The sequence below is a fragment of the Catellatospora chokoriensis genome (assembly GCF_011297315.1).
Lineage (GTDB): Bacteria > Actinomycetota > Actinomycetes > Mycobacteriales > Micromonosporaceae > Catellatospora > Catellatospora citrea.
In genome coordinates, this window is the sequence record NZ_JAAOTI010000031.1 from 20114 (window position 1) to 45527 (window position 25414).

Here is a 25414-nt window from a genome sequence, read left to right on the forward strand (position 1 = left end):
GTCCCTTCGTAGGGGGTTGCCGCGCCTCAGGGGGGAGGAAGGCGCTGGTCAGGGACCCTGCCGGGTTTTCCGGCGATGTGCCAAACCCGTCACGTGGATCGTGAAACAGGTCACATTCTCAACGGGAGCGCAGGTGGGAGAGGGGAAGAAATCGGACTCGGGCTATGGGTGAAAACCCTGAGCCTCACGCGCCGAAGCGACGCTGGCGGCCCGCGTAGTCCCGCAGCGCGCGCAGGAAGTCCACACGCCGGAAGTCCGGCCAGTTCAGCTCGCAGAAGTAGAACTCCGAGTGCGCCGACTGCCACAGCAGGAAGCCGGACAGCCGCTGCTCCCCGCTGGTCCTGATGATCAGATCCGGGTCGGGCTGGCCGCGGGTGTAGAGGTGCTCGGCGATGTGCTCGACGTCGAGCTTCTCCGCCACCTCCTCCAGCGTCGCGCCGGCCTTCGCGTGCTCCTGCAGCAGCGAGCGCACCGCGTCGGCGATCTCCCGGCGGCCGGTGTAGCCGACCGCGATGTTGACGTGCGCGCCGCCGCGGCGGCCCGCGGTGCGCTCCTGGGCGGCCTTCAGCGCGGCGGCGGTGTCTGCGGGCAGCAGGTCGAGCGCGCCGACCATGCGCAGCTGCCAGGGGTTGCCGTCCTCGGCCAGCTCGGTGCTCAGGTCCTCGATGATCTGCAGCAGCGGGTCCAGCTCGGCGGCCGGGCGGCGCAGGTTGTCGGTGGCCAGCAGGTACAGCGTGACGTGCGCGATGCCGGCCTCGTCGCACCAGCGCAGCAGTTCCTTGATCCGCGCCGCGCCGACCCGGTGGCCGTCGTTGGGGTCCACGTAGCCCATGTCGCGCGCCCAGCGCCGGTTGCCGTCGCACATGACGCCCACGTGCCGGGGGCGCGGCTTGCCCGCCAGCAGCTGGGTGAGGCGGCGTTCATATACGGAGTAGACGAGGTCGCGGAGTTTCATCCTGCGCAGCCTAACGCTGGTGGCGCAGATCAGCGCGGCTGCCAGGCGTCCGGGACCGTGGTGAGGTCTCGGACCGCCTCCGGCAGCTGCCCCGTGACCGCCTGGGCGAGGGTCACCTCGTCGACGACGCCGCGCACCGCGGAGCGCACGGCGACCCATACCAGGGGCAGGTGGGTGGAGGTGCCGGTGTAGCTGGTCTGCTCGGGCCGGTGCCCGCGCACGCCCGCCAGCGGCCCGTCCACGGCCCGCAGCACCATGCCGATGGTCACCTCGGCCGGCGGCGAGCTGAGGCTGTAGCCGCCGTCGGCGCCCCGGACGGCGTGGATCACCCCGCTGCGCCGCAGGTCGGCGAGCACGGCCTCGAGAAACTTCCGGGGCAGGCCCTGGGCGTCCGCGAGAGCCTGCGCCGAGATGGTGGCCGGGTACGCGTTGGCCAGCTCCAGAGCGGCCCGGACCGCATAGTCGCCTCTAGCCGAGATCTGCACACCCCCATGATGCCCGCAGGCCCCCCGACTCCGCCGGGGGGCCTGCGCGACTTGTGCGAAGATCGTTATTCGGTGACGTTCAGGCGGGCCTTCAGGGCGTCGAGCTCGGACCAGAGGACGGCGGGGAGCTTGTCGCCGAACTTGTCGAACCACTCGGTGATCTGCGGGATCTCGGCGGACCACTCGTCGGTGCGGACCTCCAGCGCCAGCTCGACGTCGGCGGCCGGCTGGTCGAGCCCGACGAGGTCCAGGTCCTCCACGCGGGGCACGAAGCCGACGGGGGTCTCGACCGCGCCGGCCTCGCCCTCCAGGCGCTCCACGACCCACTTGAGGACGCGGGAGTTCTCGCCGAATCCGGGCCACAGGAACCGGCCGTCGTCACCGCGGCGGAACCAGTTCACGTAGAAGATCGAGGGCAGCTTGTCGGCGTTGCCGTCGACACCCTTGCCCATGGCGATCCAGTGACGGAAGTAGTCGCCCGCGTGGTAGCCGATGAAGGGCAGCATCGCCATCGGGTCGCGGCGGACCACGCCGACCTGGCCGACGGCGGCGGCGGTGGTCTCCGACGACAGGGTCGCGCCCTGGAAGACGCCGTGCACCCAGTCGCGGGCCTGGCTGACCAGCGGGATGGTGGTCTTGCGGCGGCCGCCGAAGAGGATCGCCGAGATCGGCACGCCCTTCGGGTCGTCGTACTCCGGGGCCAGGATCGGGCACTGCGTGATCGGGGTGCAGAAGCGCGAGTTCGGGTGGCTGGAGACCTGGTCCGCGTCCGGGGTCCAGTCGTTGCCGTGCCAGTCGGTGAGGTGGGCCGGGGGCTCGCCCATGCCCTCCCACCAGATGTCGTTGTCGTCGGTGCGCGCCACGTTGGTGAACAGCGAGTTGCCCGCGGCGAGCGTGCGCATCGCGTTCGGGTTCGTCTTCCAGTCGGTGCCGGGCGCGACGCCGAACAGGCCGTACTCGGGGTTCACCGCGTACAGGCGGCCGTCCTCGCCGAACCGCATCCAGGCGATGTCGTCGCCCAGGGTCTCGACCTTCCAGCCGGGGATGGTCGGCTCCAGCATGGCGAGGTTGGTCTTGCCGCACGCCGACGGGAACGCCGCGGCGATGTAGTGCACCTTGCCGGCCGGGTTGGTCAGCTTGAGGATCAGCATGTGCTCGGCGAGCCAGCCCTCGTCGCGGCCCATCACGCTGGCGATGCGCAGCGAGTAGCACTTCTTGCCCAGCAGCGAGTTGCCGCCGTAGCCGGAGCCGAACGACCAGATCTCGCGGCTCTCCGGGAAGTGGGAGATGTACTTGGTGGTCGAGCACGGCCACGGCACGTCGGCCTGGCCCGGCTCCAGCGGCGCGCCGACCGAGTGCAGCGCCGGCACGAAGTCCGCGGTCTCGCCCATCGCCTCGAGCACGTGCGTGCCCATCCGGGTCATGATGCGCATGCTGGCCACGACGTACGGCGAGTCGGTGATCTCGACACCGAACATGGGGTTCTCGGCGTCGAGCGGGCCCATGCAGAACGGGATGACGTACATGGTGCGGCCGCGCATGCAGCCCCGGTACAGCTCGGTCATGAGCTGCTTCATCTCGGCCGGAGCCATCCAGTTGTTGGTCGGGCCGGCGTCGGCCTCGTCCACGGAGCAGATGAACGTGCGCTCCTCGACCCGGGCCACGTCGGAGGGGTCGGTGCGAGCCCAGAAGGAGTTCGGCCGCTTGACCGGGTCCAGGCGGACCAGGCTGCCCGCGGTGACGAGCTCCTCGGTGAGGCGCGTCCACTCGTCCTCGGAGCCGTCGCACCACACGATGCTGTCCGGTGTGGTGAGCTCTGCGATCTGGCGCACCCAGGCGATCAGCTTGGGGTGCGAGGTCGGGTGCTGGTCAAGCCCTGCGATGACTGCCGGCGCGGTCATGGAGTTCTCCTCGTGGTCGTCTTTGACCGACGGATACGACTGACCACGGCCAGGTGGCCGCGAGTCGTCCGGGATGTGGCCTCAGCGTAAGCCCGGTTTGTTGCCTGAGGCCCTTCCCGCCTTGTGAATAAGTGCACAAGCGTCGGTCCAGGTGCTTCAACGCGCACGATTCTTCGGCCGAACGCGCACGTTTCCGCAAAACCCGTTTTTGATCAAGCAGCGCCCGCGTCGCGCGACGGCCCTGACGCGTGCGAGCCCGGTCACCTGCCTTTCCCATACCCGTTCCGGGCTCGGGCGAACGCGGCTATCGCGACTTCATCATGAGCTCCGCATATTCCGCAAATCGGGTGATTGGTCTAACGTCCCTAGCAGCCGGCGAAACCGTGACATTCCCCCCGGAGGCGGCCGTGACCAGTGCGTTTTACCCTGCCCAGGATCAGTCCACCGACCCGCAGAGCGATCCACAACTCATCTCCCTCGTCCGCGGCGGCGACACCGACGCGTTCGGGTCGCTCTACGAGCGCCATCTCGAATCGGCGCGGCGGCTGGCGCGGGTGCTCAGCACCGACCACGCCGACGCCGACGACCTGATCGCCGAGACCTTCGCCAAGGTGCTGGCGGTGCTGCGCAGCGGCGGCGGGCCGGACACCGCCTTCCGGGCGTACCTGCTCACCACCATGCGGCACACCCGCTACGACCGGGCCCGGCGGGAACGCCGCGTCGAGCTCACCGACGACCTCACCCGCTACGAGACCGCGGAACCCGTGGACGACCCGACCATCTCCCGGCTGGAGACGTCGTACGCCGCCCGCGCCTTCGCCCGGCTGCCCGAGCGCTGGCGGGCCGTGCTCTGGCACACCGAGGTGGAGGGCGAGAGCCCGTCGCAGGTCGCCCCGCTGCTGGGGCTCACCCCGAACGGCGTCGCGGCGCTGGCGTACCGGGCCCGGGAGCGGCTGCGGCAGATGTACCTGCAGGAGCACATCGCGCTCACCGGCAACCCGCGCTGCCACTGGACCGGTTCGCACCTGGCCGGATACGTACGTGCCGCGCTGGCCAAACGCGACCGCGGCAAGGTCGACGAGCACCTGTCCGGCTGCGCCGAGTGCCGCCGCCTGCACCGCGAGCTGACCGAGGAGAACGCCGGCCTGCGCAGCGTCATCGCCCCCCTGTTACTGGGGGCCGCCGCGCCCGCCTACCTGGCCGGCGCGGGCAAGCTCGCGCTCGGTGGCTGGCTGGCCACCGCCTGGGGAGCCATCGTGCTGTGGTGGCCGCAGGCCTGGGAGCACCTGGGCGGGTGGCTGGCCGCGCTCGCCGGGCTGGCGATCGCCGGTGGGCGGTGGCTGCTGGCCGCGCCCGGCCGCCTGATCGGCCGGTACGGCGGCGCCAGCATCGTCGCGGGGACCGGTGTGGGCATCGCGGCGCTGGCCGGGATCACCGTGTTCGTCGCGATGACGGCCACCCCGACGCCACCGACCGCCCCCTCGCGGGCCGCGCCGGTCCCGGTGCCGGTGCCGGCCGTGCCGCCGGTGTTCGTACCGCCGCCGGTGTTCGCACCCCCACCGTCGCCCGGGGTGACCGCCGCCCGGCCATCGCCTTCGACGCCCGGCCGCACCACGCAGGCCCCTGCCGTCGCCCTGCCGCCGGTCAGGCCCGCTCCGGTCACCGTGCCCAAGCCGCCGCCCGCGGTGGCACCGGCCCCCGTCGCCCCCGCTCCCCCGGCCGAACCGGCCGCCGAGGTCTCGGCCCCGGAGTTCACCGAGATCGACCTGGTGGCGGGCCGCGCCGGAACGCTGCCCATCCCGGTGCGCGCCCCCTCCGACGACCGCGCCGACCTGCCCGAGACCGCCGGCGCACCGGACGATCAGCCAGGCGCCACGCGGTTCCAGCCGATCGTGCGCCGACTGGAGCCGCAACCGAGCGCGACTCCGGCGGCCGGTCCCGCCGCTCCGCCCGGGGCGGTGCGGATCGACGTGACACTGCCTGCGGGTATGCGGCTGGCCGGAACCGCCGCCGGGGACGGTTGGCAGTGCGAGGCGACGGCCACGGGCGCCTCCTGCGACCGGCCGCGGTGGAAGAAGGGCGCCCGGTCGGTGGCCCGGCTCCCGGTGCTGGCCGACGCCACGGTCAGCGGCTTCCAGGAGGTCGGCGTCGCCGCGACGTACGGTCAGCGGCGCAGCGCGACCGTGTTCCGGGTGCCGGTCGCGCCGGGCGGGCTGCGCCTGGGGCACGCCGCCCGCGGCCGGGTCGACGTCGCGCTCGCCGGCAGCGCCCTGCTGTCCTGCCGACCGCGCCCGCTGTGCCTGCTCGGCACGGACAACAACGTGCTGGACATGTCCCCCCTGCTGCCCGCGTTCGGCGAGCCCGCCGCACCCGGCGGCCTGCTCGACGAGCAGGGTCCCGCCGGGCCGAATGGCCCGATCACGGAACTCGCCGGGGAGAAGGCGGCCAGCGGTGCCCGGCTGGACCTGCCGGACGGCGCGAAGGTGCGCTGGGCCGGGCTGGTGGTCGCCGCCTCCGCGGCGCAGCTGCCCGAACTGGTGGCCCTGCACGGCCCGAAGGGGAGCTGGCAGCCGGTCGAGGTGCGGTTCGGGCACGCCGAGTCGGGCGCTTCGCTCACCCAGGGCGTGGCCGACGTCACGAAGCTGCTGCGCAAGGGCGGCGGCGGGGACTGGTGGCTGGCCGCCCCGGCCGGGCCGCTGCCGCGGGGGCGCAAGCAGTTCGCGGGCTGGACGCTGGCCGTGGTGTACGAGCACCGGGCCGCGCCCCGCGGCGAGGCGGCGGTCTACCTGGGCCCCCGCACGGGGCGCGGCGACACGGCGACCGCGGTCGGGCTGGGCGGCGCGGGATCGGTCCGGGTGGGCCTCGCCCTCTGGGACGGAGACCTCGCGCTGACCGGCGACGAGTTGCTCATCGACGGCTCCCCGGCGGGCGAACCGGGCAACCTCGGCGGCGGCCGCAACGCCGGCGCCGCGGCGCTGGCCTGCCGGACCGTGCCCGGCCTGTGCCCCTGGCGCACGCCCGGGCTGGACGTGCTCCGGGTGGCCGGCAAGGCCCCGGCCGGCAGCACCGCCGAGCTGCGGATGGGAGGAGATCCGATGGAGGTGGGCGTGCTCGCGGTCGTCACCGGGCTTTCGCACGAGGCTGGCCCGGCCGCGGCGGCACGGTAGGCTCACGGGGTGACCCCCAAACCGCCGTCCGCGCCATCTGCCTCAGCACTGCCGCTGCGGCTCGTCGCGCAGTTCCGGCACCTGATCCATGAGCTGGGCAAGTTCGGCGTCGTCGGCGGCGCGGCATACGTCGTCGATTTCCTCGTCTTCAACCTGCTGCGGTCGCCCACCGGCCCGCTGGCAGCCGCGGCGATCTCCACCGTGGTCGCGGCGACGGGCGCGTTCTTCGGCAACCGCTACTGGACCTGGCGGGACCGGGAACGCTCCAGCCTCACCCGCGAGTACTCGCTCTACTTCTTCTTCAACCTGGTCGGCCTCGGCATCACGCTCGTGGTGGTGTGGCTGAGCCACGACGTGCTGGGCGGTATCTGGCCGGGTGTCTTCCACACCTGGCTGGCCGACAACATCGCGAAAATGCTGTTCGGCACCGGTATCGCCAGTGTCTTCCGGTTCTGGGCCTATCGTCGGTTCGTCTTCAACGGCGCTTCGACCGCCTCGGTGCCCGCGCAGGCCCAGGCAGGGTGAGTTGGCTTGCATTCGGAGTTGCGCTACCAATCCCCCCTGCCCGACTCGCGTAAGGTGGCCCAGTGCGCCCTGATCTGACGATGCTCGATCGCCTGCTGCCCGAACGCCTGCGCAAGATGGGGCCTGAAGCTCTGAAGTTCGCCATCGTCGGCGGCGCGAACACCGTGGTCAACTTCGTGGTGCTGAACGCCCTGGTGCTGACGATCTTCCCGAACGGCCAGCTCAAGGCCAACGTCGTGGCCACCATCGTGGCGATGGTGACGTCCTACCTGATGAACCGGCACTGGACCTACCGCGACCGGCAGAGCCAGGCGATGGGCCGCGAGTTCCTGCTCTTCGTCGTGTTCAACGCCGCGGGTCTCGCCATCGAGCTGGCCATCATGGGCGCCACCAAGTACGCCCTGGGCCTGCACGGGCTGCTGGCGCTCAACGCGGCCAAGCTCCTGGGCCTCGTGCTCGGCACGATCTTCCGGTTCTACACGTACCGCACCTTCGTGTTCGCCCCCGCGAACCAGGTCGCCGTCGCGGCCGGCGGCGTCGACGCCGACTTCGGCCCGGCGCACGTGCACGTCGACAGTGTCGAGGAACTGGTCGACGCCGAAGCGGCCGCGAGCGCGCTGGCCGGCGTGCCGGTGCCCGCGCAGGTGCGCCCCGACGACTTCGCCCGGCTCACCGCCCCGCTGGAGGCGGAATTCGCGGCCGATCACCGGGCCGCCGAGCAGCTGGCCGCCCTGGACGCGGAGTTCACCGACACGGAGCTCGCCGAGGAGCTCACGCGGGCGAAGCCGCGCCCAGAGCGGTAGCCCGACTCACTTCTTCTCTTCGACCTTGGCCTGCTGGGCCGGGGCGACCGAGCGCTCGTTGTCGTTGTACGAGTGCGAGTCCCGGTCGGCCTCGACCAGCTCGTACAGCGTCGTCTGCACCTTCTCGACATGCGGGATGTCGTTGAGCACCGACTGGCCGCGCTCGCCCGCCGACTCGATGGTCAGCGTGCCGCAGCCGAGCAGCCGCTCGATGAACTTCTGGCTCATCGCGTGGTCGTTCACCCGCGACAGCGGGATGTCCCGCCGGTCCCGCGAGAAGACACCGGTCTGCAGCAGCACGCGCTCGTTCGTCAGCACGTAGTGCGTGGTGCGCCAGACCAGCCACGGCCAGAAGGTCAGCCACGCCACCGCGACGACCGCCAGCCCCGCCACGATGTAGACCAGGATCGCGTCGAGGTCGAAGAGCAGGGCGGTGATCACCGCCGCCACCGCCAGGACCAGGACCGTCACCGGCCGGATCATGGCCTTCCAATGGGGGTGCAGGTCGAGCACCACGTGCTCGTCCGCGGTCAACACGTCCTCAGGGAACGCCATCCGTGCCTCCTCGTTACAGCCTGCGATCAAACGCACGATTGTCCGCGAGCAGGGTAGTTCCACGAGGCGACACCCGGCCATCCGCCATCGGTGCTCCGTCGGCAATCGGTCTGTCACGCGACCGGCGTCGAGTCGCGACGCGGACGAAAGGGACGGCCACCCGAGGTCAGCGCAGGTGGACGACGTCGCCCGCGGCGACCGGCCGGTCGCCGGTGGCGGTCCGCACGACGAGGCGGCCCTCGGTGTCGACGGTCACGGCCTCCCCGGTCAGGTCCGTGGTGCCGCCGGGCAGCATCACCGACACCTGTCGGCCGAGGGTCGCGCACATCCGCAGGTACGCATCCCGCAGGCCGCTCTTGTCCGGGTCGCCGCCGGCTGCCTGCCAGGCGTCGTAGTGCGCGCCCAACCGCTCCAGCAGCACCACCAGCAGCGCGGTCCGGTCGGCCGCGGCCGCGCCGGCCAGCAGCAGCGAGGTCGCGGGCAGGCCGGTCGGGGTCTCCGGCAGCTCTTCGGGCCGCAGGCTCACGTTCAGGCCGATGCCGATCACCACCGCGCCGGGCAGCGGCACCTCGGCCAGCAGCCCGGCACACTTGCGCCCGCCGATCAGCAGGTCGTTGGGCCACTTCAGGGCGGGCTCCAGACCCGTCACCGCACGCACCGCCTCGGCCAGCGCGACGCCGCCGAGCAGCGGGAGCCAGCCCCAGCCGGACACGTCGGTGGCCGGGCGCAGCAGCACGGACACCGCCAGCCCGGCGCGCGGCGGCGACACCCAGGTGCGGCCGAGCCGGCCCCGCCCGGCCGTCTGCGAGTCGGCGGTGACGACCAGGCCCTCCGCCGCGCCCTCCCGCGCGGCCGCGGCGGCGTCGGCGTTGGTCGAGCCGGTCTCGTCCTTGACCTCCACGTGCCAGCGCGGCAGCGCCGCGAGGCGGGTCCGGTCCAGCTGCGGCCTGCTCATCTCCACCGCAGGAGCGTATCCGCCGCCGGTCAGCCGGCGTGGCGGGCGCGCACCGGCGTGGCGTCGTCGGGGACGGACATCGGGCCGAGCCATTCCGGGAGCACGATCTCGGTGTCCCCCGGCTCGGTCGACACCCGCCGCCCACGCTGGATGGTCTCCACCCGGTGATGGCGCACCGGCACCCGGTCGGCTCCAGGATCGGCCCGCCGCGCGGCGGGACGCGGCTTCAGCGGCACGACGGGGCTCGGCCCGCCGGTCGGCGTCGCCTCGCCGCGCCTCGACGGTCCGACCGGCTCGGGCCGGGCCGCCGGCGAGCCTCCCGCCGGCGCCTCGAAGACCCTGGTGCGCGTGCCGGCCGCCACGGTCGGCGCCGGAGCGATGCGCGGAATCACGGCGGTCAAGGTCTCCGGCACGGCGCCGGCCGCCGCGGTGCCGGGCACCCCGGCCCCGCCCCGGCGCACCGGCCTGGGCCGGCGCGCGACGACACCACCCGCCGCAGCAACCCCGCCACTCGCCCTCGCGGCCCCGCTCACCGTCGCGGCCCCGCTCACCGTCGCGGCCCCGCTTGCCGTCGCCGCCGCGCTCACCCTCGCCGCCCCGGTCACCGTCGCGGCACGCCGCGGCCCCGGACGCGGTCGCGTCGGCCGAAACCCGCCCGTGACGGGCGGCTCGACCTCCTCCTTGCGCGCACGGTCGTCCGACTGCCACGGCCGCACCACGGCGAGCACCGTAAAACCGCCCACCAGCAGCAGCACCCCGAACATCGTCACAACACCTCAACGATTCGCCCGAACCGGACGAAACGAACTACCCGAACGGCGCATGATCACGACGATCTTGCGCGAACTGTTGCCCTTTTGTCCCATACGCGCGTGTCATACCCACAGCCCGCGCAAGATCGTCGCGGCAGGGGCGGGTGGGGGGTGTGGTGTAGATGACTGAACGGGGGTTCAGGTGGGTTATAGGGTCTGGGGCGTGACTACTACGGTGCCGGATAAGGGCCGGGTCGATGGGCGGACCACGGCGGGCAAGCTTGCGGACTTCGAGCGGCGGGTCGAGGAGGCCGTGCACGCCGGGTCGGCGCGGGCGGTGGAGAAGCAGCACGCGCGGGGGAAGAAGACCGCGCGGGAACGGATCGCGATGCTGCTCGACGAGGGTTCCTTTGTCGAGCTTGACGAGTTGGCGCGGCATCGGTCGACGAGCTTCGGGCAGGAGCGGAACCGGCCCTACGGCGACGGCGTGGTCACCGGGTACGGGACCGTGGACGGGCGGCCGGTGTGCGTGTTCGCGCAGGACTTCACGGTGTTCGGCGGGTCGCTGGGCGAGGTGTTCGGGGAGAAGATCGTCAAGGTGATGGACCTGGCGATGAAGACGGGGTGCCCGGTGATCGGGATCAACGACTCCGGCGGGGCGCGGATCCAGGAGGGCGTGGTCTCGCTCGGGCTGTACGGCGAGATCTTCTTCCGCAACGTGCGCGCGTCCGGCGTTATCCCGCAGATTTCGCTGGTCGTGGGTCCGTGTGCGGGTGGTGCGGTGTACTCGCCGGCGGTCACCGACTTCACCGTGATGGTCGACCAGACCTCGCACATGTTCATCACCGGACCGGACGTCATCAAGACGGTCACCGGCGAGGACGTGGGCATGGAGGAGCTGGGCGGCGCGCGCACCCACAACACCAAGAGCGGCAACGCGCACTACCTGGCGAGCGACGAGTCCGACGCCGTCGACTACGTGAAGGCGCTGCTGTCGTACCTGCCGAGCAACAACCTGGACGCCCCGCCGGCCTGGCCGGTCACCGCGGACCTGGCGGTCTCGGACACCGACGCCGAGCTGGACACGCTGATCCCGGACTCGGCGAACCAGCCCTACGACATGCACTCGGTGCTGGAGTCGATCCTCGACGACGGCGAGTTCCTCGAGGTGCAGCCGCTGTACGCGCAGAACATCCTGACCGGCTTCGGCCGGGTCGAGGGCCGCCCGGTCGGCGTGGTGGCCAACCAGCCCATGCACTTCGCGGGGTGCCTGGACATCGCCGCGTCGGAGAAGGCCGCGCGCTTCGTGCGCACCTGTGACGCGTTCAACATCCCGGTGCTGACCTTCGTGGACGTGCCCGGCTTCCTGCCCGGCACGAGCCAGGAGTGGGACGGCATCATCCGCCGCGGCGCCAAGCTCATCTACGCGTACGCCGAGGCCACCGTCCCGAAGATCACAGTGATCACCCGCAAGGCGTACGGCGGCGCGTACGACGTCATGGGTTCCAAGCACCTCGGCGCGGATCTCAACTTCGCGTGGCCGACGGCACAGATCGCGGTGATGGGCGCGCAGGGCGCGGTCAACATCCTCTACCGGGCGGAGCTGGCCGCGGCCGACGACCCGGTGGCCCGCCGCGCCGAGCTGATCAACGAGTACGAGGACGCCCTGGCCAACCCGTACGTCGCCGCCGAGCGCGGTTACGTGGACGCGGTGATCCGGCCGTCGGCGACCCGCGCGCACATCGTGCGGGGGCTGCGCGCGCTGGCCGCCAAGCGGGAGACGCTGCCGCCCAAGAAGCACGGGAACATCCCGCTGTGACGGGATGTCGGGGAACTCAGCATCCCGCTGTGACGGGATGGCAGGGAACTCAGCATCCCGCTGTGACGGGATGGCAGGGAACTCAGCATCCCGCTGTGACGGCGGCTGTTAACCGTTGAGTGACGGTCATGTGGCAGAACGTTCACGCCGACGGGTCGCTGTGTAACGATGTCGGGATGACCGTGCAGGAGCCTGCCGATCGTCACCTGCTGCCACGCCGGTACACGGTGCTGGTGGACGTGGGCTACCTGTACGCGGCCTCCGGCGAGCTGCTGCTCGGCACGTCGAACCGCTCGGAGTTCAAAGTGGACGCCGAGCGGATGATTCACGCGCTCATGGCCCAGGCCGCCGACTGCCTGGGCGCCGACCTGCTGCGGCTGTACTGGTTCGACGCGGCCCGTGACCGGGTGCCCACGATCGACCAGCGGGTCATCGCGCAGATGGCGCAGGTCAAACTGCGGCTGGGCAACCTGAACCTGCGCGGGCAGCAGAAGGGCGTGGACGCGCAGATCCGCAGCGACCTGGAGACGCTGGCCCGGCACCGCTCGGTCACCGACGCGGTGCTGGTCGCCGGTGACGAGGACATGCTGTCGGCGGTCGAGGCGGCGCAGAGTTACGGCGTGCGGGTGCACCTGTGGGGCGTCGAGCCGCCGTACGGCACCAACCAGGCGGAGCGGCTGGTCTGGGAGAGCGACACGGTGTACACGCTGGACGCGGAGTTCGTCCGGCCGTACTTCGCGGCCACCGGGCGCATCCGCACCCCCACGCCCGCCGAGGTGTTCTCCGGGCGGCCGGCGATCGCGCTGCCCGTCGCGCAAATCCCCGCTGCTCCGGAGCCGCGGCCGGTGCCCGCGGCGCGGCGCGCCCACCCGCAGCCGCCGGACCGCCTGGAGATCGTCGAGATCGGCGAATACGTGGCCCAGAAGTGGATCCTCACCCGGGGTCGTGACAACATCGGCGAGCTGCTGCCCGGTCCGCTGCTGCCGACGGTCATCGACAAGGAGCTGCTGGTGGAGGCGGAGAAGGAGCTGGGCATCTCGCTGCGCCCCTTCGAGAAGGCACGGCTGTGGGTCCGCGACGGCTTCTGGTCACGGGTGTATCGGGAGTTCGGCCTGGCCAGGCCGAACGGGGAGGGTTGAGATGACGGAGCAGCCGATGATCCGGATCGAGCGTGGCACGCCGACGGCCGAGGAGGTCGCGGCGCTGGTGGCCGTGCTGTCTACGCGGCCTGCGGGGGTGGCCGCGCCCGCCGCGGAGGTGTCCGCGTGGTGGCGCAGCGGCCTGCCCGCGGTGACCACGGCCGGACCTGGCGCGTGGCGGCGCTCCGGCCTGCCCCGCTGACCAGCGGGTGAGCACGGCCGATAGCCCGGTGTGCATCCTTGCCCCATTTCGGTAGTCTGCTAGCGCTGGACCGCGTTGGTCACTGACCGCGGCGCCGCCGATCGCGGACGAGAACCCCTGGGGAGGGCGTGCGAGATGGGTCTGCCCGAAGAGGACAAAGGGCCTGCCTGGCTGCGTGACTACGGTCGCGAGAGCGGGTACACCAAGTCGAACGCGATGACGGGTTACGACGAGGGTTCCCTCGCCGTCGACCTGCAGAGCCTGGTCGACTTCGCCGAAGCGCTGGAGAACGAGCACACCAAGGACTACCGGCCGCACGCGGACGAGGTCTTCAAGGACATGTCGGTCAAGGTCGCCGACCCGCACGCGGACTTCATCGAGTTGTGCTCCAGCCTGGGCTGGCAGCGGGAGCTGCTGGTGCAGACGTCCGACGCGCTGCTCAAGCACGACCAGGCGGTGCTGGCGTTCGTCGCCGCGGCCCGCGAGATCAGCAAGAAGTACGGCGAGGCCGACGCGCTCGGCGCGGCCAGGGCGCAGGACGTGAACCGCAACCTCACCGTGTCGGTGCCCACCACCGCGCAGGTGCCCGGCACCACGCAGCAGCCCGGCACGACGGCCACCGCGCAGACGCCCGGCACGACCCCGCCGGCGACCACCATCCCGCAGGTCACGCCGACGGGCGGCACCGCGACCGACACCGGAGGGGAGTACTGATGGGCATCCCACCCGAGGACCGGGCGCCGGCCGGCACCAACTGGTACGACAAGTCGATGCAGCAGATGTGGGACCTGACGGCGGGCCGCCAGCTGGAGCCCCACTACACCCAGGCGGCCGGCTGGAAGCGCGCCGGCGAGCTGGCCTACCTGCACAAGAGCCGCCTGCAGACCTACCGGGAGAAGCTGGCGCAGGCGTGGCCGCCGGAGTCCAGCGACGCCGCCAAGGCATACCTGGCCAAGCTCGACGAGCTGATCGTCGCCGTCGAGGACGTGGCCCGCGTGTCCACCCAGAACCACCAGTACTCCCGGGACATCCCGGCCGCGTTCTACGAGGCCGAGCGCAAGCTGCAGCCGATCCGCGACGACTACAACCGCATCGACCGCGCGGTCCGCAACGGTGAGCCGGTCGCGCTCCCGAGTGGACAGACGCCGGAGAAGTACCTGCAGGGCAAGCTGAACGAGGCGCGCGACGTGATGCGCGGGCTGTCCGCGGACCTGTCCCTGGTCCGGGTCAGCATGGCGCCGCCACGGCCGTACCTGCCGCCCGTCGGGTATCGGGGCGAGCGCGAGACCGACTACGGCGGCGTGGTGCCGCCGGTGATCCCGCCGGTGATGCCCTACGGCGGGGCGGTCGCCCCGACGCCGACCGTGTCGGGCGCCACGCTGACCCCGGTGCCGGTGGCGACCGGCCCCGACCTGGCCGGCCTGGCCCCGGCCCCCACCACGCCCACCCCCACGATCCCGGGTGTGCCCGGCCCGGTCACCCCCGGCGGCACGCCGCCGGTGGGCGGCCAGCCGCCGCTCGGGGTGATCGGCGCTCCGCCGCCGGTCCCCGGCCTGCCCGGGGTGGGCAGGGGCGTGCCGGGCAACCCGGTCATCGGCGGCCTCGGCCCGAACGCGGGGGCGCCCCGGGCGATGCCCGCGGGCGGGGTCATCGGCGGCGCGCCCGGCGGTGGCATGGGCGCCCGTGCCGGTGCCGCGGGTGCGCGCACCAACCCGGTCGGCGGCATGATCGGCGGTCCCGGCGGTGCCGGTGGCGTGGGCGGACGCGGCGCGGCGGGCACGGTCAGCGGTCGCGGGGCCAACGGCTTCGGCGCGCCCATGGGCGGCGCGCCCGGCACGGGCAGGCGCCGTGACGAGAACGATCCCGACTTCGATCCCGACACCCTGTGGGCCGTGGACTCCGGCGGCGCACCGGTGCTGGACGCACCGGACGCACCGGGTCCGGTGGACCCGGGACCGGCGATCGGGCTCGCCCGATGAGGTTCGCCGCACGTCTGGCGGCGGTGAGCCTGCTCGCCGCCGTCACCACGGTCGGCGTGGGCGCTCCCGCCCACGCCGACCGGTACCGCAACGACCAGTGGCACCTGCCCTTCCTCCGCATCGCCGAGGCGCACGCCATCAGCCAGGGCGAAGGGGTGACCGTCGCCGTCATCGACAGCGGTGTCGAGGGCGGGCATCCCGATCTCACCGGCAACGTGCTCAAGGGCTTCGACACGATCGTCGGCGGCGACGGCGACGGCTGGGGTGACGACGAGGGCCACGGCAGCAGCATGGCCGGCCTGATCGCGGGCCACGGCCACGGCTCCGGCAACAAGGACGGCGTGCTGGGCATGGCGCCGAAGGCGAAGGTGCTGCCGATCCGGATCTCCACGGCCAAGGGCCACGGCGGCGGCGACGCCATCGCCATCGGCATCGACGAGGCCGTGAAGCGTGGCGTGAAGATCATTTCGATCTCGGCGTCGGCCCCCTCGGCCGACTCCTCCGTGCTGATCAAGGCCGTGGAACGGGCGCATGCCGCGGGCGTGCTGGTCATCGCCGCCGCAGGCAACCAGCCGAAGGACTTCTACGTCGCGGCCCCGGGCCGGTATCCCGGCGCGGTCGCGGTCGGCGCGGTCGACCAGCAGGGCACGGTCGCCCCGGTCTCGGTGCGCGGCGACGAGGTGCAGCTGGTCGCGCCCGGCGTCGACATCACCAGCACCAGCCGTATCAACAAGGCCACCAACACGCAGTACCGGCGGTCCAGCGGCACCAGTCCGGCGACCGCCATCACGGCCGGCCTCGCCGCGCTGATCTGGTCGAAGTACCCCCAGCTCACCGCCGACGAGGTGCTGGAGCGGATGACCCGCACCGCCATCGACAAGGGCCCGGCCGGCCGGGACCGCGACTACGGCTACGGCCTCATCGACCCGGTCGCGGCGCTCACCGCCCCGGCTGCGGCCCCGTCCGCCCCCGTCATCGCGCCGTCGATCGAGGTCTCCCTGCCCGAGATCCCCGACCTGCCGGACACCCGTGGCGGCGGCAGCGGCCTCCTCCTGGGTCTCGGCCTGCTCGTGGTCCTGCTCATCGGTGGGGTCCTGGTCGTCGTCGCCGTCGTGGTGTTCCTGGTCCTGCGCAAACGCCGCTGACCGGGCGGTGCACGCCCCGGCGCGCGGCACGGCCCTGCCGCGCGCCGCGGGGGGCGGGATCCCCGGCCCCGTGCCCGGTACGCTCCCGTGCATGGCAGCTCGACCGACCTTCATCCTCGCCTCGGCGAGCCCGGCCCGGCGCACCCTGCTCGACTCGGCCGGCATCGACGCCGAGGTGATCGTCAGCGGTGTCGACGAGGACGCCGTCGAGGCGACCACGGCCGAGGCGCTCAGCGCGGTGCTGGCCCGGATGAAGGCGCACGCCGTCGAGCAGCGCCTGCGGCACAGCTCCACCGCCCCCGACCGGGCCCTGGTGCTCGGCTGCGACTCGGTGCTCGCCTTCGACGGGCAGATCCTCGGCAAGCCCGAGGACGCCGACGAGGCGCTCAAGCGCTGGCAGGCCATGCGCGGCCGCAGCGGCGTGCTGCACACCGGCCACTGCCTGGTGGAGCTGCACACCGGCCGGGTCGCCGAGGAGGTCGGCTCGACCGTGGTCCACTTCGCCGACCTGAGCGACGCCGAGATCGAGGCGTACGTCGCCACGGGCGAGCCGCTGTGGGTCGCCGGCTCCTTCACCATCGACGGGCTGGGCGGCCCGTTCGTCGAGCGCATCGAGGGCGACCACACCAACGTCGTCGGGCTCTCCCTGCCGCTGCTGCGCCGCCTGCTGGCCACCCTGGACATCTCGATCACGGAACTCTGGCGGCAGCGCTGACCCGTCGGCCTGGCATAGGGTCGGCGTATGGGCGAAACCCGCCGCGAGCCCCGGCCCGCGGCGTGCGGAGCGAGGAGGACGCAATGGGCCGCGCCTTCATCACGGTCACCGACGAGCTGCACGACTACGTCGTCGCGCACGGCACTCCGCCCGGCGACCTGGAACGTGATCTGGTCGCGGAGACGCTGCGGGCGACCGGCGGCGCGTCGCGGATGCAGATCGAGCCGGAGTACGCCGCGCTGCTGACGATGCTGACCCGGCTCGTGAACGCGCGCCACGCGGTCGAGGTGGGCACGTTCACCGGCATGTCCTCGCTGGCCATCGGCCGGGGGCTGGCCGACGGCGGCAGGCTGGTCTGCTTCGACATCTCGGCGGAGTACACGGCCATCGCGCAGCGCTACTGGCAGCGGGCGGGGCTGGACGACCGGATCGAACTGCGCCTCGGCCCGGCCGCCGAAGGGCTGGCCGCGCTGCCCGCCGAGCCCCACCTCGACCTCGCCTTCATCGACGCGGACAAGGAGGGCTACGCGGCGTACTGGGACGCCCTGGTGCCGCGGATGCGCGCGGGCGGGATGCTGATCGTGGACAACGTGCTGTGGTCGGGCCATGTCCTCGACGAGAAGCCGAAGGACACCTCCACCGCCGCGCTGATCGCCTTCAACGCCAAGGCGGCCGCCGACGACCGCGTCGACGTCGTCATGCTCCCCTTCTCCGACGGCGTCACCCTGGCCCGCAAACGCTGACCGCCCCACCGCGGGGCTGCTGTTTCGGGGAAACTGCGGGAACCGGCCGCCCGATGGCTGCTATTTCCCGGAAACTGCAGCGGCGGGCGGCTCAGGCGAGGTCGGTCGCCAGGGCCGAGGTGAGCGGGGTGCGGGTGGTGGTGGCGAAGCGCCAGGCCAGCAGGGCCGCGCCCGCGATGAGGACCGGGATGAACAGGAACGCGGTGTGCGCGCCGACCTGGTCGGCGACCAGGCCGAGCAGCAGCGGGCCCGCGCCGAAGCTGACCGCCATGGAGTACGACGCCACCCCGGCGGCCCGGTCGGCCTGGCCCGGCGCGGCGGCCACCGCCAGCGAGATGGCCAGCGGGTAGTGCATGGCATTGCCCAGACCCACGATGATCAGTCCGGCCACCGCCACGACGGAGCTGCCCGCGCCCCAGAAGACGGTGAACCCGGCCAGGCTCAGCACCAGCGCGCCGAGGTAGAGCGGGATCGACGGCAGGCGCAGCGCGATCCGCGCCCCGGCCAGCCGACCCGCGAACATGCCGCCGACAATGGCGGACATGACGGCGGTGGCCCCGCCCGCCGACATGCCGACCTGGTCGCGCAGCACCTCGGCGGTCCACATCGACAGCACGACCTCGACCGCGCCGGTGACCGTCATCATGCCCCAGGCCAGCCAGTACGCCGCGGGCAGCGGCGGTCGGCCACCCCGCGCCGGTGACCCGCCCACCGGAGCGGAGACGGCGTGCGGGTCGATCGCGGTGGGCAGGCCGTCCGTCACGACGGCCGCGGGCGCGTCACCGGCTGCGGCGGGCGCGGGCGTAGGGGCTGTGGCGGCGGGGCCGGACGGGATGCGTACACCCTTGATCTTGGCGATGGCCGCGACCAGGGCGATCAGGGCGACCAGCAGGGCGAGACCGGCCCGCCAGCCCAGCCCGGCGCGCATGGCCCCGCCGATGAGCAGCGGGGCGACCAGACCGGCGGCGCAGGCGACCGCGTTGGCCTCGCTGATCGCGGCGGGACCGGCCGGTCCGTGCCGCTCGGACAGCGCGGAGACGATGCCGCCGATCGCGGCGATGCCGGCCGTCGCGATCACCATGGTGAGCCCGATGGTGACCGCGAAGTACGCGGGCAGCAGCACGAAGCCGAGCACGCCCGCGGCGATCACGGCCTGGCAGGCCCAGAGCACGGGGCCGCGGCCGAACCGGCGGGACAGGTGGGGGTAGAGCGCGCCGCCCGCGACCGCGCCCACGGCGATGGCGGTGCTGTGCAGGCCCGCGACGGCGGCGGAGGTGCCCTGCTCGTCGCGCAGCAGCGGCACGATCGGGCCGAAGCCGTAGTTGAAGTAGCCCCAGAGCCCCAGTTGCAGGTAGATCAACCAGGTGGCGAGGTCACGCGAGAGCCGGGGCACCTGACGAAGCTACGCTCCTTACAGGTGCCCCGGCCTCGGGTTGAGACGGAGCTAACGCCGGGTCCGGGTCGGCCGGCAGCGGGTCAGCGGACCGACTTGGCGAACGTGCGCGACGAGATGACCAGCGCGAGCACGGTCAGCGGGGTCAGGATCGCCAGCGCCTGCCAGACCGCGTCGTCGCCGGGGTTGCCCGCGAACAGCGCGCGCACCCCGTCCGTGGCCCACTTGAACGGGTTGATGTTGGCGACGTTCTTCAGCCACTGCGGGGCGAAGGTGAGCGGCAGGAAGATGCCGGCCAGCAGCATGATCGGCTGGATGACCGTGTTCAGCATCGGCGCCATGGCGTCCTCGCTGCGCAGGGTCAGCCCCAGCGCGTAGCCGGTCGACGACAGCAGCAGCGTCATCAGGCCGATCAGCAGGTATGCCAGCAGCGCGTCGCCGACCGCGACCCGCAGCCCGAACGGCACCGCGAGCAGCGTCACCAGCACAGCCTGGAACAGCAGCTGCACCACGTCACGCAGCGAGCGGCCGAGCAGCAGCGCGACGCGGCTGACCGGCGTGACCCGGTTGCGCTCGATCACCCCGGCGCGCAGCTCGGCGATGATGCCGAACCCGGAGAAGGCGCTGAACAGGGCGACCATGACGAGCATGCCGGGCACGAAGATCCGGTATGCCTGCTCGTCGGTCATCGGACCGCCCGCGCTGAGCGCCTGCTTCATCAGGGGCGCGAACAGCAGCAGGTAGAACAGCGGCTGGATGATGCCGACGGCCACCCAGACCGGGTTGCGCAGCAGCAGCTGCATCTGGCGCTGGAAGACCAGCCAGGTGTCACGAAGGAACTTCACTGCTCAGCTCTCCCTCAGGCTGCGGCCGGTCTTGGCCAGGAACACGTCGTCGAGGCTGGGCCGGTGCAGCTCGATGCCCTCGATGGAGACGCCCTCGGCGTCCAGGGTGCGCAGCACGTGCGGGATGGCGCTGGCGCCGTCCTCGACGTACAGCCGCAGCGACTGCTCGGTGGTCTCCAGCTTGCGCACGTAGTCGGCGTTGTCGAACAGGTCGGCGGCCTTGGCCACCTCCCGGGGCACGTTGACCGAGACGACGTCGCCGAGCACCTCCTGCTTGAGGTCGGCGGGCGTGCCCTCGGCCACGATCTGGCCGTGGTCCATGATCGCCAGGCGGTCGCAGAGCGCGTCGGCCTCGTCCAGGTAGTGCGTGGTGAGGAAGACGGTCATGCCCATCTCCCGCAGCTTGCGCACCTCGCCCCACATGTGGGCGCGGGACTGCGGGTCCAGGCCCGTGGTCGGCTCGTCGAGGAAGACGACCTTCGGCGAGTGGATGATGCCGAGCGCGATGTCGACCCGCCGGCGCTGGCCGCCGGAATAGGTCTTGCAGCGGCGGTCGGCGTACTCGGACAGCTCGAAGGTGTCGAGGGCCTCGGCGGCGCGGCGCTGGGCGTCGGCCTTGCCGATGCCGTACATCCGGGCGTGCAGCACCAGTTCCTCGCGGCCGGTGGACTCGTCCCAGGTGCTGCCGCCCTGGGCGACGTAGCCGATGCGGCGGCGCACCTCGCCCGGGTCCTTGCGCAGGTCGGCGCCAGCGATGACGGCGCTGCCGCCGTCGGGCTCCAGCAGGGTCGCGAGCATCCGCAGGGTGGTGGTCTTGCCGGCGCCGTTGGGGCCGAGGAAGCCGAAGATCTCGCCTTCGGCGACGCTCAGGTCGACACCGCGCACCGCCTCCACGGTCTTGCTCTCGCGACCGGCGCGGGAGCGGAAGGACTTCCGCAGCCCGGAGGTCTCGATGATCATTTTTAGCTCCAAGGTCGGGGGAGACCTGGAGCCTAGGACCGGGGTCCGACAGTAGTCAAGTTTGATTAATCGGGTGCGTGCTCCGCGTGCCCGAACCCGTGCTTCCAGCGCGCCTGCAGTTCCGCCGACACGTACGGCTCGCCCGCCTCGATCCGCTCGGCGACCCGCTCGCACCAGGCGATCTCGCCCTCGTTGCGGGCGATGCCCAGTTCGAGCATCCAGCGCACATGGGTCGGCTTGTTCTCCGGCACCGCCCAGCCCGAGGCGATCGCGGCCGCCGCGCCCTCGTTGTCCGCCCGCAGCTGCCGGGCCCGGTGGCGCAGCGCGGCGGCCACCTCCTCCCGGGGCAGCTCCGTCATCAGCGAGAACCCGGCCAGGAACGGGTCCTCCACCTCGCGCTGCTCCCACAGCGCGGCCGACAGCAGGTCGCGGAACTGCTCGTCACCCTTGGCCGTCATCTCGTACCGCGTCCGCGCGGGCCGGCCGCCCACCTGCTCGCTGCCGACCTCCCGCAACGCGCCTTCCTCGGCGAGCTTCTTCAGGGCGTGGTACACCGAGCCGGGCTGCACGTTCGCCCACTTGTCGGCATGCCAGCTCAGCAACTCACGGCGCACGTCGTAGCCGTGTACCGGCTGCGCCATCCGCACCACGCCGAGGATCATCATTCGGGTCGTCGACACGGTGAACAGTGTGCGTCCGCCGCGGCGATCCCGGGTATGCCACCCCCACCAGCGATGATCTGAACGAGCGTTCATGACACAGGTCACATGGCACCTGAGCGCTCGTTAATGATCAACTCCACCGATAGACTCCGCGCAGGCCCGTTCGGGGAGGACGATGATGACGATGCTGTCCAAAGTGTTGATCGCGAACCGTGGCGAGATCGCCGTACGCGTGGCACGCGCGTGCCGCGACGCGGGCCTGGCCAGCGTCGCCGTGTACGCCGACGGGGACCGCGACGCGCTGCACGTGACCATCGCCGACGAGGCGTACGCCCTCGGCGGTCAGACCAGCGCCGACACCTACCTGCGCATCGACAAGCTGATCGAGGTCGCGCAGCGCTCCGGCGCGGACGCGGTGCACCCCGGCTACGGCTTCCTGTCCGAGAACGCCGCCTTCGCCGAGGCCGTCATCGAGGCGGGCCTGACCTGGGTCGGCCCCACCCCGCAGGCCATCCGCGACCTCGGCGACAAGGTCACCGCCCGGCACATCGCGCAGCGCGCCGGCGCTCCCCTGGTGCCCGGCACCCCCGACCCCGTGAAGCACGCCGACGAGATCGTCGCGTTCGCCAGGGAGTTCGGCCTGCCCGTCGCCATCAAGGCGGCGTTCGGCGGCGGCGGCCGCGGCCTCAAGGTCGCCCGCACCCTGGAAGAGATCCCCGAGCTGTTCGACTCGGCCACCCGCGAGGCCGTCGCCGCGTTCGGCCGGGGCGAGTGCTTCGTCGAGCGATACCTCGACCGGCCCCGCCACGTCGAGGCGCAGGTGCTGGCCGACCAGCACGGCAACGTCATCGTGGTGGGCACCCGCGACTGCTCACTGCAGCGCCGCCACCAGAAGCTGGTCGAGGAGGCCCCCGCGCCGTTCCTGACCGAGACCCAGCGCGCGGCCATCCACGACTCCGCGAAGGCGATCTGCCGCGAGGCCGGCTACCACGGCGCGGGCACCGTCGAATACCTCGTCGGCGTGGACGGCACGATCTCGTTCCTGGAGGTCAACACGCGGCTGCAGGTCGAGCACCCGGTCACCGAGGAGACCTCGGGCATCGACCTGGTCCGCGAGCAGTTCCGCATCGCCGCGGGCGAGAAGCTGCGCCTGCAGGCCGACCCGGCCCCGCGGGGTCACTCGATCGAGTTCCGCATCAACGGCGAGGACCCGGGCCGCAACTTCCTGCCCGCCCCCGGCGTGATCACCAAGCTGCACCTGCCGGGCGGCCCCGGCGTACGCGTCGACACCGGTTTCGAGACCGGCAACGAGATCAGCGGCAACTTCGACTCGCTGCTGGCCAAGGTGATCATCACCGGCGAGAACCGCACCGAGGCCCTGGAGCGGGCCCGCCGCGCCCTGGACGAGATGGTCGTCGAGGGCATGGCCACCGCCCTGCCGTTCCACCGCGCCATCGTGCGCGACCCCGTCTTCGTCGAGTTCACCGTGCACACCCGGTGGATCGAGACCGAGTGGCACAACACCGTGCCGCCGTTCGGCCAGCCCGCCGCCGCCGACGAGGAGGCCGGCGAGCGGCAGACCGTCGTGGTCGAGGTCGGCGGCAAGCGCCTGGAGGTGTCGCTGCCCGCGTCATTCGGGGGTACGGCCGCAGCCGCGCCCGCCGCGGCCGGACGTCCCGCCAAGCGGGCCGGCGCCAAGCGCGGCGCGAAGGTCGCCGCGGGCGGCGACGCGCTGACCGCACCCATGCAGGGCACGATCGTCAAGCTCGCGGTCGCCGACGGCGACACCGTGGCCGAGGGCGACACCGTCGTGGTCCTGGAGGCCATGAAGATGGAGCAGCCCCTCACCGCCCACAAGTCCGGCACCATCACCGGTCTGACCGCGACGGTCGGCGAGGTCGTCCAGTCCGGCACCACCATCTGCGAAATCAAGTAACCCGCCCGCCGGGTCCTTGATCGTCCGACTTGCCTGGCACATGTGCGTATCTTGAAGCGCCATTCGCCCAGGTGCCAGGCAAGTCGAGTGATCTAGAGGGGGCTCACCACGAGGTGGGCATGGGCATGCCTTCGGTGTAGCCCGCGGTGGACTGGACGCCGATCAGGGCTCGGGCGTGGAATTCGTCGAGGGTTTTGGCGCCGGCGTAGGTGCAGGCGCTGCGGACTCCGGCGACGATCTCGTCGATGACGTCCTCGACCCCGGGGCGGGCCGGGTCGAGGTACATCTTGGCGGTGGAGATGCCCTCCTCGAAGACGGCCTTGCGGGCCCGGTCGAACGCCGAGTCGTCGGCGGTGCGCGCGCTGACCGCCCGCGCCGACGCCATGCCGAAGTTCTCCTTGTAGCGCCGCCCGTCCGGGTCGGTGTAGAGGTCACCGGGCGACTCGTAGGTGCCCGCCAGCCACGACCCGATCATCACGTTCGCCGCGCCCGCGGCCAGGGCCAGGGCCACATCCCGCGGATGGCGTACGCCGCCGTCGGCCCACACGTGCCGGCCCAGCTCACGGGCGGCCGCCGCGCACTCCAGCACCGCCGAGAACTGGGGCCGCCCCACGCCGGTCATCATGCGCGTGGTGCACATCGCGCCGGGGCCCACCCCGACCTTGACGATGTCGGCGCCCGCCGCGACGAGATCGCGCACGCCGTCCGCGGTCACCACGTTGCCCGCCACGATCGGAATCTGCGGATCGACCGAGCGCACCGCCCGCAGCGCGGTGATCATGCGTTCCTGGTGGCCGTGCGCGGTGTCCACGACCAGCACGTCCACCCCGCCCTCCAGCAGCTCGGCGGCCTTGCCGGCGACGTCGCCGTTGATGCCGATCGCGGCCGCGACCCGCAACCGTCCCTTCTCGTCCAGCGCCGGGGTGTACAGCGTCGCCCGCAGCGCCCCCTGCCGGGTCGTGATCCCGGCCAGCCGCCCCTCGTGGTCGACCACCGGGGCGACCTTGCGCCGTGCCTGGTTCAGGATGTCGAACGCCTCCCGCGGGCTGGCCGTGGCGGGCACCGTCAGCAGCTCGGTCGACATCACGTCGCGCACCTGCGAGAACCGGTCCACGCCCATGGTGTCGGACTCGACCACCAGGCCCACCGGGCGGCCCTGCTCGTCGACGACCACCACCGCGCCGTGCGCCCGCTTGGGCAGCAGGTGGATGGCATCGCCGACGGTCTCGTGCGGGCGCAGCGTGATGGCCGTGTCGTGCACCAGGTGCCGCTGCTTCACCCAGCCGATCACCTCGGTGACCACGGCGCTCGGGATGTCCTGCGGGATCACCGCGAGGCCGCCGCGCCGCGACACCGTCTCGGCCATGCGCCGTCCCGCGATCGCGGTCATGTTCGCCACCACGATCGGGATGGTGCACCCGGTCCCGTCGGCGGTGGACAGGTCCACCTCCATGCGCGAGCCGACCTCGGAGCGGCTCGGCGCCATGAAGACGTCGCTGTAGGTCAGATCGTGCGCTGGCTGCGCACCGGACAGGAACCGCATGAGGCCATCTTCACCCATCAACCGGGCACGTCATGCCCCGACCGCCGTATCACCGTCGTCAGGAGCGCAGCCAGGTCGCGTTGCGCCCGGTCCCGTCGGCGGTGATCGAACCCTCTCTACGTAGACGTTCGAGCACCAGCCGAATGGTCTGGTCACTCACGCCGGGTAGTGACGTCCGGACGTCAGCCATGCGGAACGCCGCGGGAGCATGGTTCAGCACGTATGTGCACGAGAA

Annotated in this window: 23 protein-coding genes; 12 read left to right on the plus strand and 11 right to left on the minus strand. The window is 72.2% G+C overall.

Annotation, left to right across the window (positions count from 1 at the left end):
* Positions 1–184: 184 nt before the first annotated feature.
* The 3 genes from HAV39_RS34340 to HAV39_RS34350 all read right to left on the minus strand — a co-directional run bounded on the left by HAV39_RS34340 (position 185) and on the right by HAV39_RS34350 (position 3341).
* Positions 185–955: an isoprenyl transferase gene (locus HAV39_RS34340; protein WP_120318083.1), complete on the minus strand. Its 771-nt coding sequence runs from the start codon at positions 953–955 to the stop codon at positions 185–187.
* Between the two features lie 29 nt (positions 956–984).
* Complete coding sequence (locus tag HAV39_RS34345; RefSeq protein ID WP_120318082.1) at positions 985–1440, minus strand: RrF2 family transcriptional regulator; 456 nt, start codon at positions 1438–1440, stop codon at positions 985–987.
* Positions 1441–1505: 65 nt separating this feature from the next.
* Positions 1506–3341, minus strand: a complete 1836-nt coding sequence (locus HAV39_RS34350; protein WP_191843341.1) for a phosphoenolpyruvate carboxykinase (GTP) — start codon at positions 3339–3341, stop codon at positions 1506–1508.
* A gap of 407 nt (positions 3342–3748) precedes the next feature.
* On the opposite strand from HAV39_RS34350, the gene HAV39_RS43055 reads away from it, so the two are divergent.
* The 3 genes from HAV39_RS43055 to HAV39_RS34365 all read left to right on the plus strand — a co-directional run bounded on the left by HAV39_RS43055 (position 3749) and on the right by HAV39_RS34365 (position 7836).
* Positions 3749–6508, plus strand: a complete 2760-nt coding sequence (locus tag HAV39_RS43055) for a sigma-70 family RNA polymerase sigma factor (RefSeq protein ID WP_191843342.1) — start codon at positions 3749–3751, stop codon at positions 6506–6508.
* A 9-nt stretch (positions 6509–6517) separates the two neighbouring features.
* Positions 6518–7033: a GtrA family protein gene (locus tag HAV39_RS34360; RefSeq protein ID WP_191843343.1), complete on the plus strand. Its 516-nt coding sequence runs from the start codon at positions 6518–6520 to the stop codon at positions 7031–7033.
* Between the two features lie 80 nt (positions 7034–7113).
* The gene (locus HAV39_RS34365; protein WP_191843393.1) at positions 7114–7836 is read left to right on the plus strand and encodes a GtrA family protein; all 723 of its coding nucleotides are present in this window, start codon (positions 7114–7116) and stop codon (positions 7834–7836) included.
* 6 nt (positions 7837–7842) lie between these two features.
* On the opposite strand, the gene HAV39_RS34370 is transcribed toward HAV39_RS34365, so the two are convergent.
* The 3 genes from HAV39_RS34370 to HAV39_RS34380 all read right to left on the minus strand — a co-directional run bounded on the left by HAV39_RS34370 (position 7843) and on the right by HAV39_RS34380 (position 10110).
* Complete coding sequence (locus HAV39_RS34370) at positions 7843–8391, minus strand: PH domain-containing protein (protein WP_191843344.1); 549 nt, start codon at positions 8389–8391, stop codon at positions 7843–7845.
* A 166-nt stretch (positions 8392–8557) separates the two neighbouring features.
* The gene (locus HAV39_RS34375; protein WP_203736173.1) at positions 8558–9346 is read right to left on the minus strand and encodes a biotin--[acetyl-CoA-carboxylase] ligase; all 789 of its coding nucleotides are present in this window, start codon (positions 9344–9346) and stop codon (positions 8558–8560) included.
* A 29-nt stretch (positions 9347–9375) separates the two neighbouring features.
* Positions 9376–10110: a hypothetical protein gene (locus HAV39_RS34380; protein WP_191843346.1), complete on the minus strand. Its 735-nt coding sequence runs from the start codon at positions 10108–10110 to the stop codon at positions 9376–9378.
* A 223-nt stretch (positions 10111–10333) separates the two neighbouring features.
* Here HAV39_RS34380 and HAV39_RS34385 point away from each other — a divergent pair, with 223 nt between their 5' ends.
* From HAV39_RS34385 to HAV39_RS34420, 8 genes are all read left to right on the plus strand, one after another.
* Positions 10334–11917 carry an acyl-CoA carboxylase subunit beta gene (locus HAV39_RS34385; protein ID WP_191843394.1) on the plus strand — a complete coding sequence of 528 codons (1584 nt, stop codon included), beginning with the start codon at positions 10334–10336 and terminating at the stop codon, positions 11915–11917.
* A gap of 176 nt (positions 11918–12093) precedes the next feature.
* Complete coding sequence (locus HAV39_RS34390; protein ID WP_191843347.1) at positions 12094–13056, plus strand: NYN domain-containing protein; 963 nt, start codon at positions 12094–12096, stop codon at positions 13054–13056.
* 1 nt (position 13057) lies between these two features.
* Complete coding sequence (locus HAV39_RS34395) at positions 13058–13258, plus strand: acyl-CoA carboxylase subunit epsilon (protein ID WP_191843348.1); 201 nt, start codon at positions 13058–13060, stop codon at positions 13256–13258.
* A gap of 135 nt (positions 13259–13393) precedes the next feature.
* Positions 13394–13972: a hypothetical protein gene (locus tag HAV39_RS34400; protein WP_191843349.1), complete on the plus strand. Its 579-nt coding sequence runs from the start codon at positions 13394–13396 to the stop codon at positions 13970–13972.
* Positions 13972–15237 (plus strand): hypothetical protein, encoded by a 1266-nt coding sequence (locus HAV39_RS34405; RefSeq protein WP_191843350.1) that lies wholly within the window; start codon positions 13972–13974, stop codon positions 15235–15237. The genes HAV39_RS34400 and HAV39_RS34405 overlap by 1 nt, the downstream gene beginning before the upstream one ends.
* A complete protein-coding gene (locus HAV39_RS34410) occupies positions 15234–16382 on the plus strand; it encodes a S8 family peptidase (protein WP_191843351.1) in 1149 nt (382 codons plus the stop codon). Before HAV39_RS34405 ends, HAV39_RS34410 begins: the two co-directional genes overlap by 4 nt.
* 91 nt (positions 16383–16473) lie before the next feature.
* Positions 16474–17097 carry a Maf family protein gene (locus HAV39_RS34415; RefSeq protein WP_191843352.1) on the plus strand — a complete coding sequence of 208 codons (624 nt, stop codon included), beginning with the start codon at positions 16474–16476 and terminating at the stop codon, positions 17095–17097.
* Positions 17098–17180: 83 nt separating this feature from the next.
* The gene (locus tag HAV39_RS34420) at positions 17181–17840 is read left to right on the plus strand and encodes an O-methyltransferase (protein ID WP_191843353.1); all 660 of its coding nucleotides are present in this window, start codon (positions 17181–17183) and stop codon (positions 17838–17840) included.
* Between the two features lie 91 nt (positions 17841–17931).
* Here HAV39_RS34420 and HAV39_RS34425 read toward each other — a convergent pair whose 3' ends face one another.
* The 4 genes from HAV39_RS34425 to HAV39_RS34440 all read right to left on the minus strand — a co-directional run bounded on the left by HAV39_RS34425 (position 17932) and on the right by HAV39_RS34440 (position 21718).
* Positions 17932–19233 carry an MFS transporter gene (locus HAV39_RS34425; RefSeq protein ID WP_191843354.1) on the minus strand — a complete coding sequence of 434 codons (1302 nt, stop codon included), beginning with the start codon at positions 19231–19233 and terminating at the stop codon, positions 17932–17934.
* An 83-nt stretch (positions 19234–19316) separates the two neighbouring features.
* Positions 19317–20078 (minus strand): ABC transporter permease, encoded by a 762-nt coding sequence (locus HAV39_RS34430; protein WP_191843355.1) that lies wholly within the window; start codon positions 20076–20078, stop codon positions 19317–19319.
* A gap of 3 nt (positions 20079–20081) precedes the next feature.
* Complete coding sequence (locus HAV39_RS34435; RefSeq protein ID WP_191843395.1) at positions 20082–21035, minus strand: ATP-binding cassette domain-containing protein; 954 nt, start codon at positions 21033–21035, stop codon at positions 20082–20084.
* Between the two features lie 68 nt (positions 21036–21103).
* Complete coding sequence (locus HAV39_RS34440; protein ID WP_239120409.1) at positions 21104–21718, minus strand: PadR family transcriptional regulator; 615 nt, start codon at positions 21716–21718, stop codon at positions 21104–21106.
* A gap of 169 nt (positions 21719–21887) precedes the next feature.
* On the opposite strand from HAV39_RS34440, the gene HAV39_RS34445 reads away from it, so the two are divergent.
* A complete protein-coding gene (locus HAV39_RS34445) occupies positions 21888–23636 on the plus strand; it encodes an acetyl/propionyl/methylcrotonyl-CoA carboxylase subunit alpha (protein WP_191843397.1) in 1749 nt (582 codons plus the stop codon).
* 103 nt (positions 23637–23739) lie between these two features.
* On the opposite strand, the gene HAV39_RS34450 is transcribed toward HAV39_RS34445, so the two are convergent.
* Complete coding sequence (locus HAV39_RS34450) at positions 23740–25179, minus strand: GuaB1 family IMP dehydrogenase-related protein (protein ID WP_191843356.1); 1440 nt, start codon at positions 25177–25179, stop codon at positions 23740–23742.
* Positions 25180–25414: the final 235 nt, after the last annotated feature.

Excerpts from the sequence above, each read along its gene's own strand:
- HAV39_RS34450 (WP_191843356.1), bottom strand. The coding sequence starts at position 25,179 with ATGCGGTTCCTGTCCGGTGCGCAGCCAGCGCACGATCTGACCTACAGC.
- HAV39_RS34395 (WP_191843348.1), top strand. The coding sequence starts at position 13,058 with ATGACGGAGCAGCCGATGATCCGGATCGAGCGTGGCACGCCGACGGCC.
- HAV39_RS34375 (WP_203736173.1), bottom strand. The coding sequence starts at position 9,346 with ATGAGCAGGCCGCAGCTGGACCGGACCCGCCTCGCGGCGCTGCCGCGC.
- HAV39_RS34350 (WP_191843341.1), bottom strand. The coding sequence starts at position 3,341 with ATGACCGCGCCGGCAGTCATCGCAGGGCTTGACCAGCACCCGACCTCG.
- HAV39_RS34380 (WP_191843346.1), bottom strand. The coding sequence starts at position 10,110 with ATGTTCGGGGTGCTGCTGCTGGTGGGCGGTTTTACGGTGCTCGCCGTG.
- HAV39_RS34410 (WP_191843351.1), top strand. The coding sequence starts at position 15,234 with ATGAGGTTCGCCGCACGTCTGGCGGCGGTGAGCCTGCTCGCCGCCGTC.
- HAV39_RS34340 (WP_120318083.1), bottom strand. The coding sequence starts at position 955 with ATGAAACTCCGCGACCTCGTCTACTCCGTATATGAACGCCGCCTCACC.
- HAV39_RS34365 (WP_191843393.1), top strand. The coding sequence starts at position 7,114 with ATGCTCGATCGCCTGCTGCCCGAACGCCTGCGCAAGATGGGGCCTGAA.
- HAV39_RS34420 (WP_191843353.1), top strand. The coding sequence starts at position 17,181 with ATGGGCCGCGCCTTCATCACGGTCACCGACGAGCTGCACGACTACGTC.
- HAV39_RS34405 (WP_191843350.1), top strand. The coding sequence starts at position 13,972 with ATGGGCATCCCACCCGAGGACCGGGCGCCGGCCGGCACCAACTGGTAC.
- HAV39_RS34400 (WP_191843349.1), top strand. The coding sequence starts at position 13,394 with ATGGGTCTGCCCGAAGAGGACAAAGGGCCTGCCTGGCTGCGTGACTAC.
- HAV39_RS34370 (WP_191843344.1), bottom strand. The coding sequence starts at position 8,391 with ATGGCGTTCCCTGAGGACGTGTTGACCGCGGACGAGCACGTGGTGCTC.
- HAV39_RS34390 (WP_191843347.1), top strand. The coding sequence starts at position 12,094 with ATGACCGTGCAGGAGCCTGCCGATCGTCACCTGCTGCCACGCCGGTAC.
- HAV39_RS34415 (WP_191843352.1), top strand. The coding sequence starts at position 16,474 with ATGGCAGCTCGACCGACCTTCATCCTCGCCTCGGCGAGCCCGGCCCGG.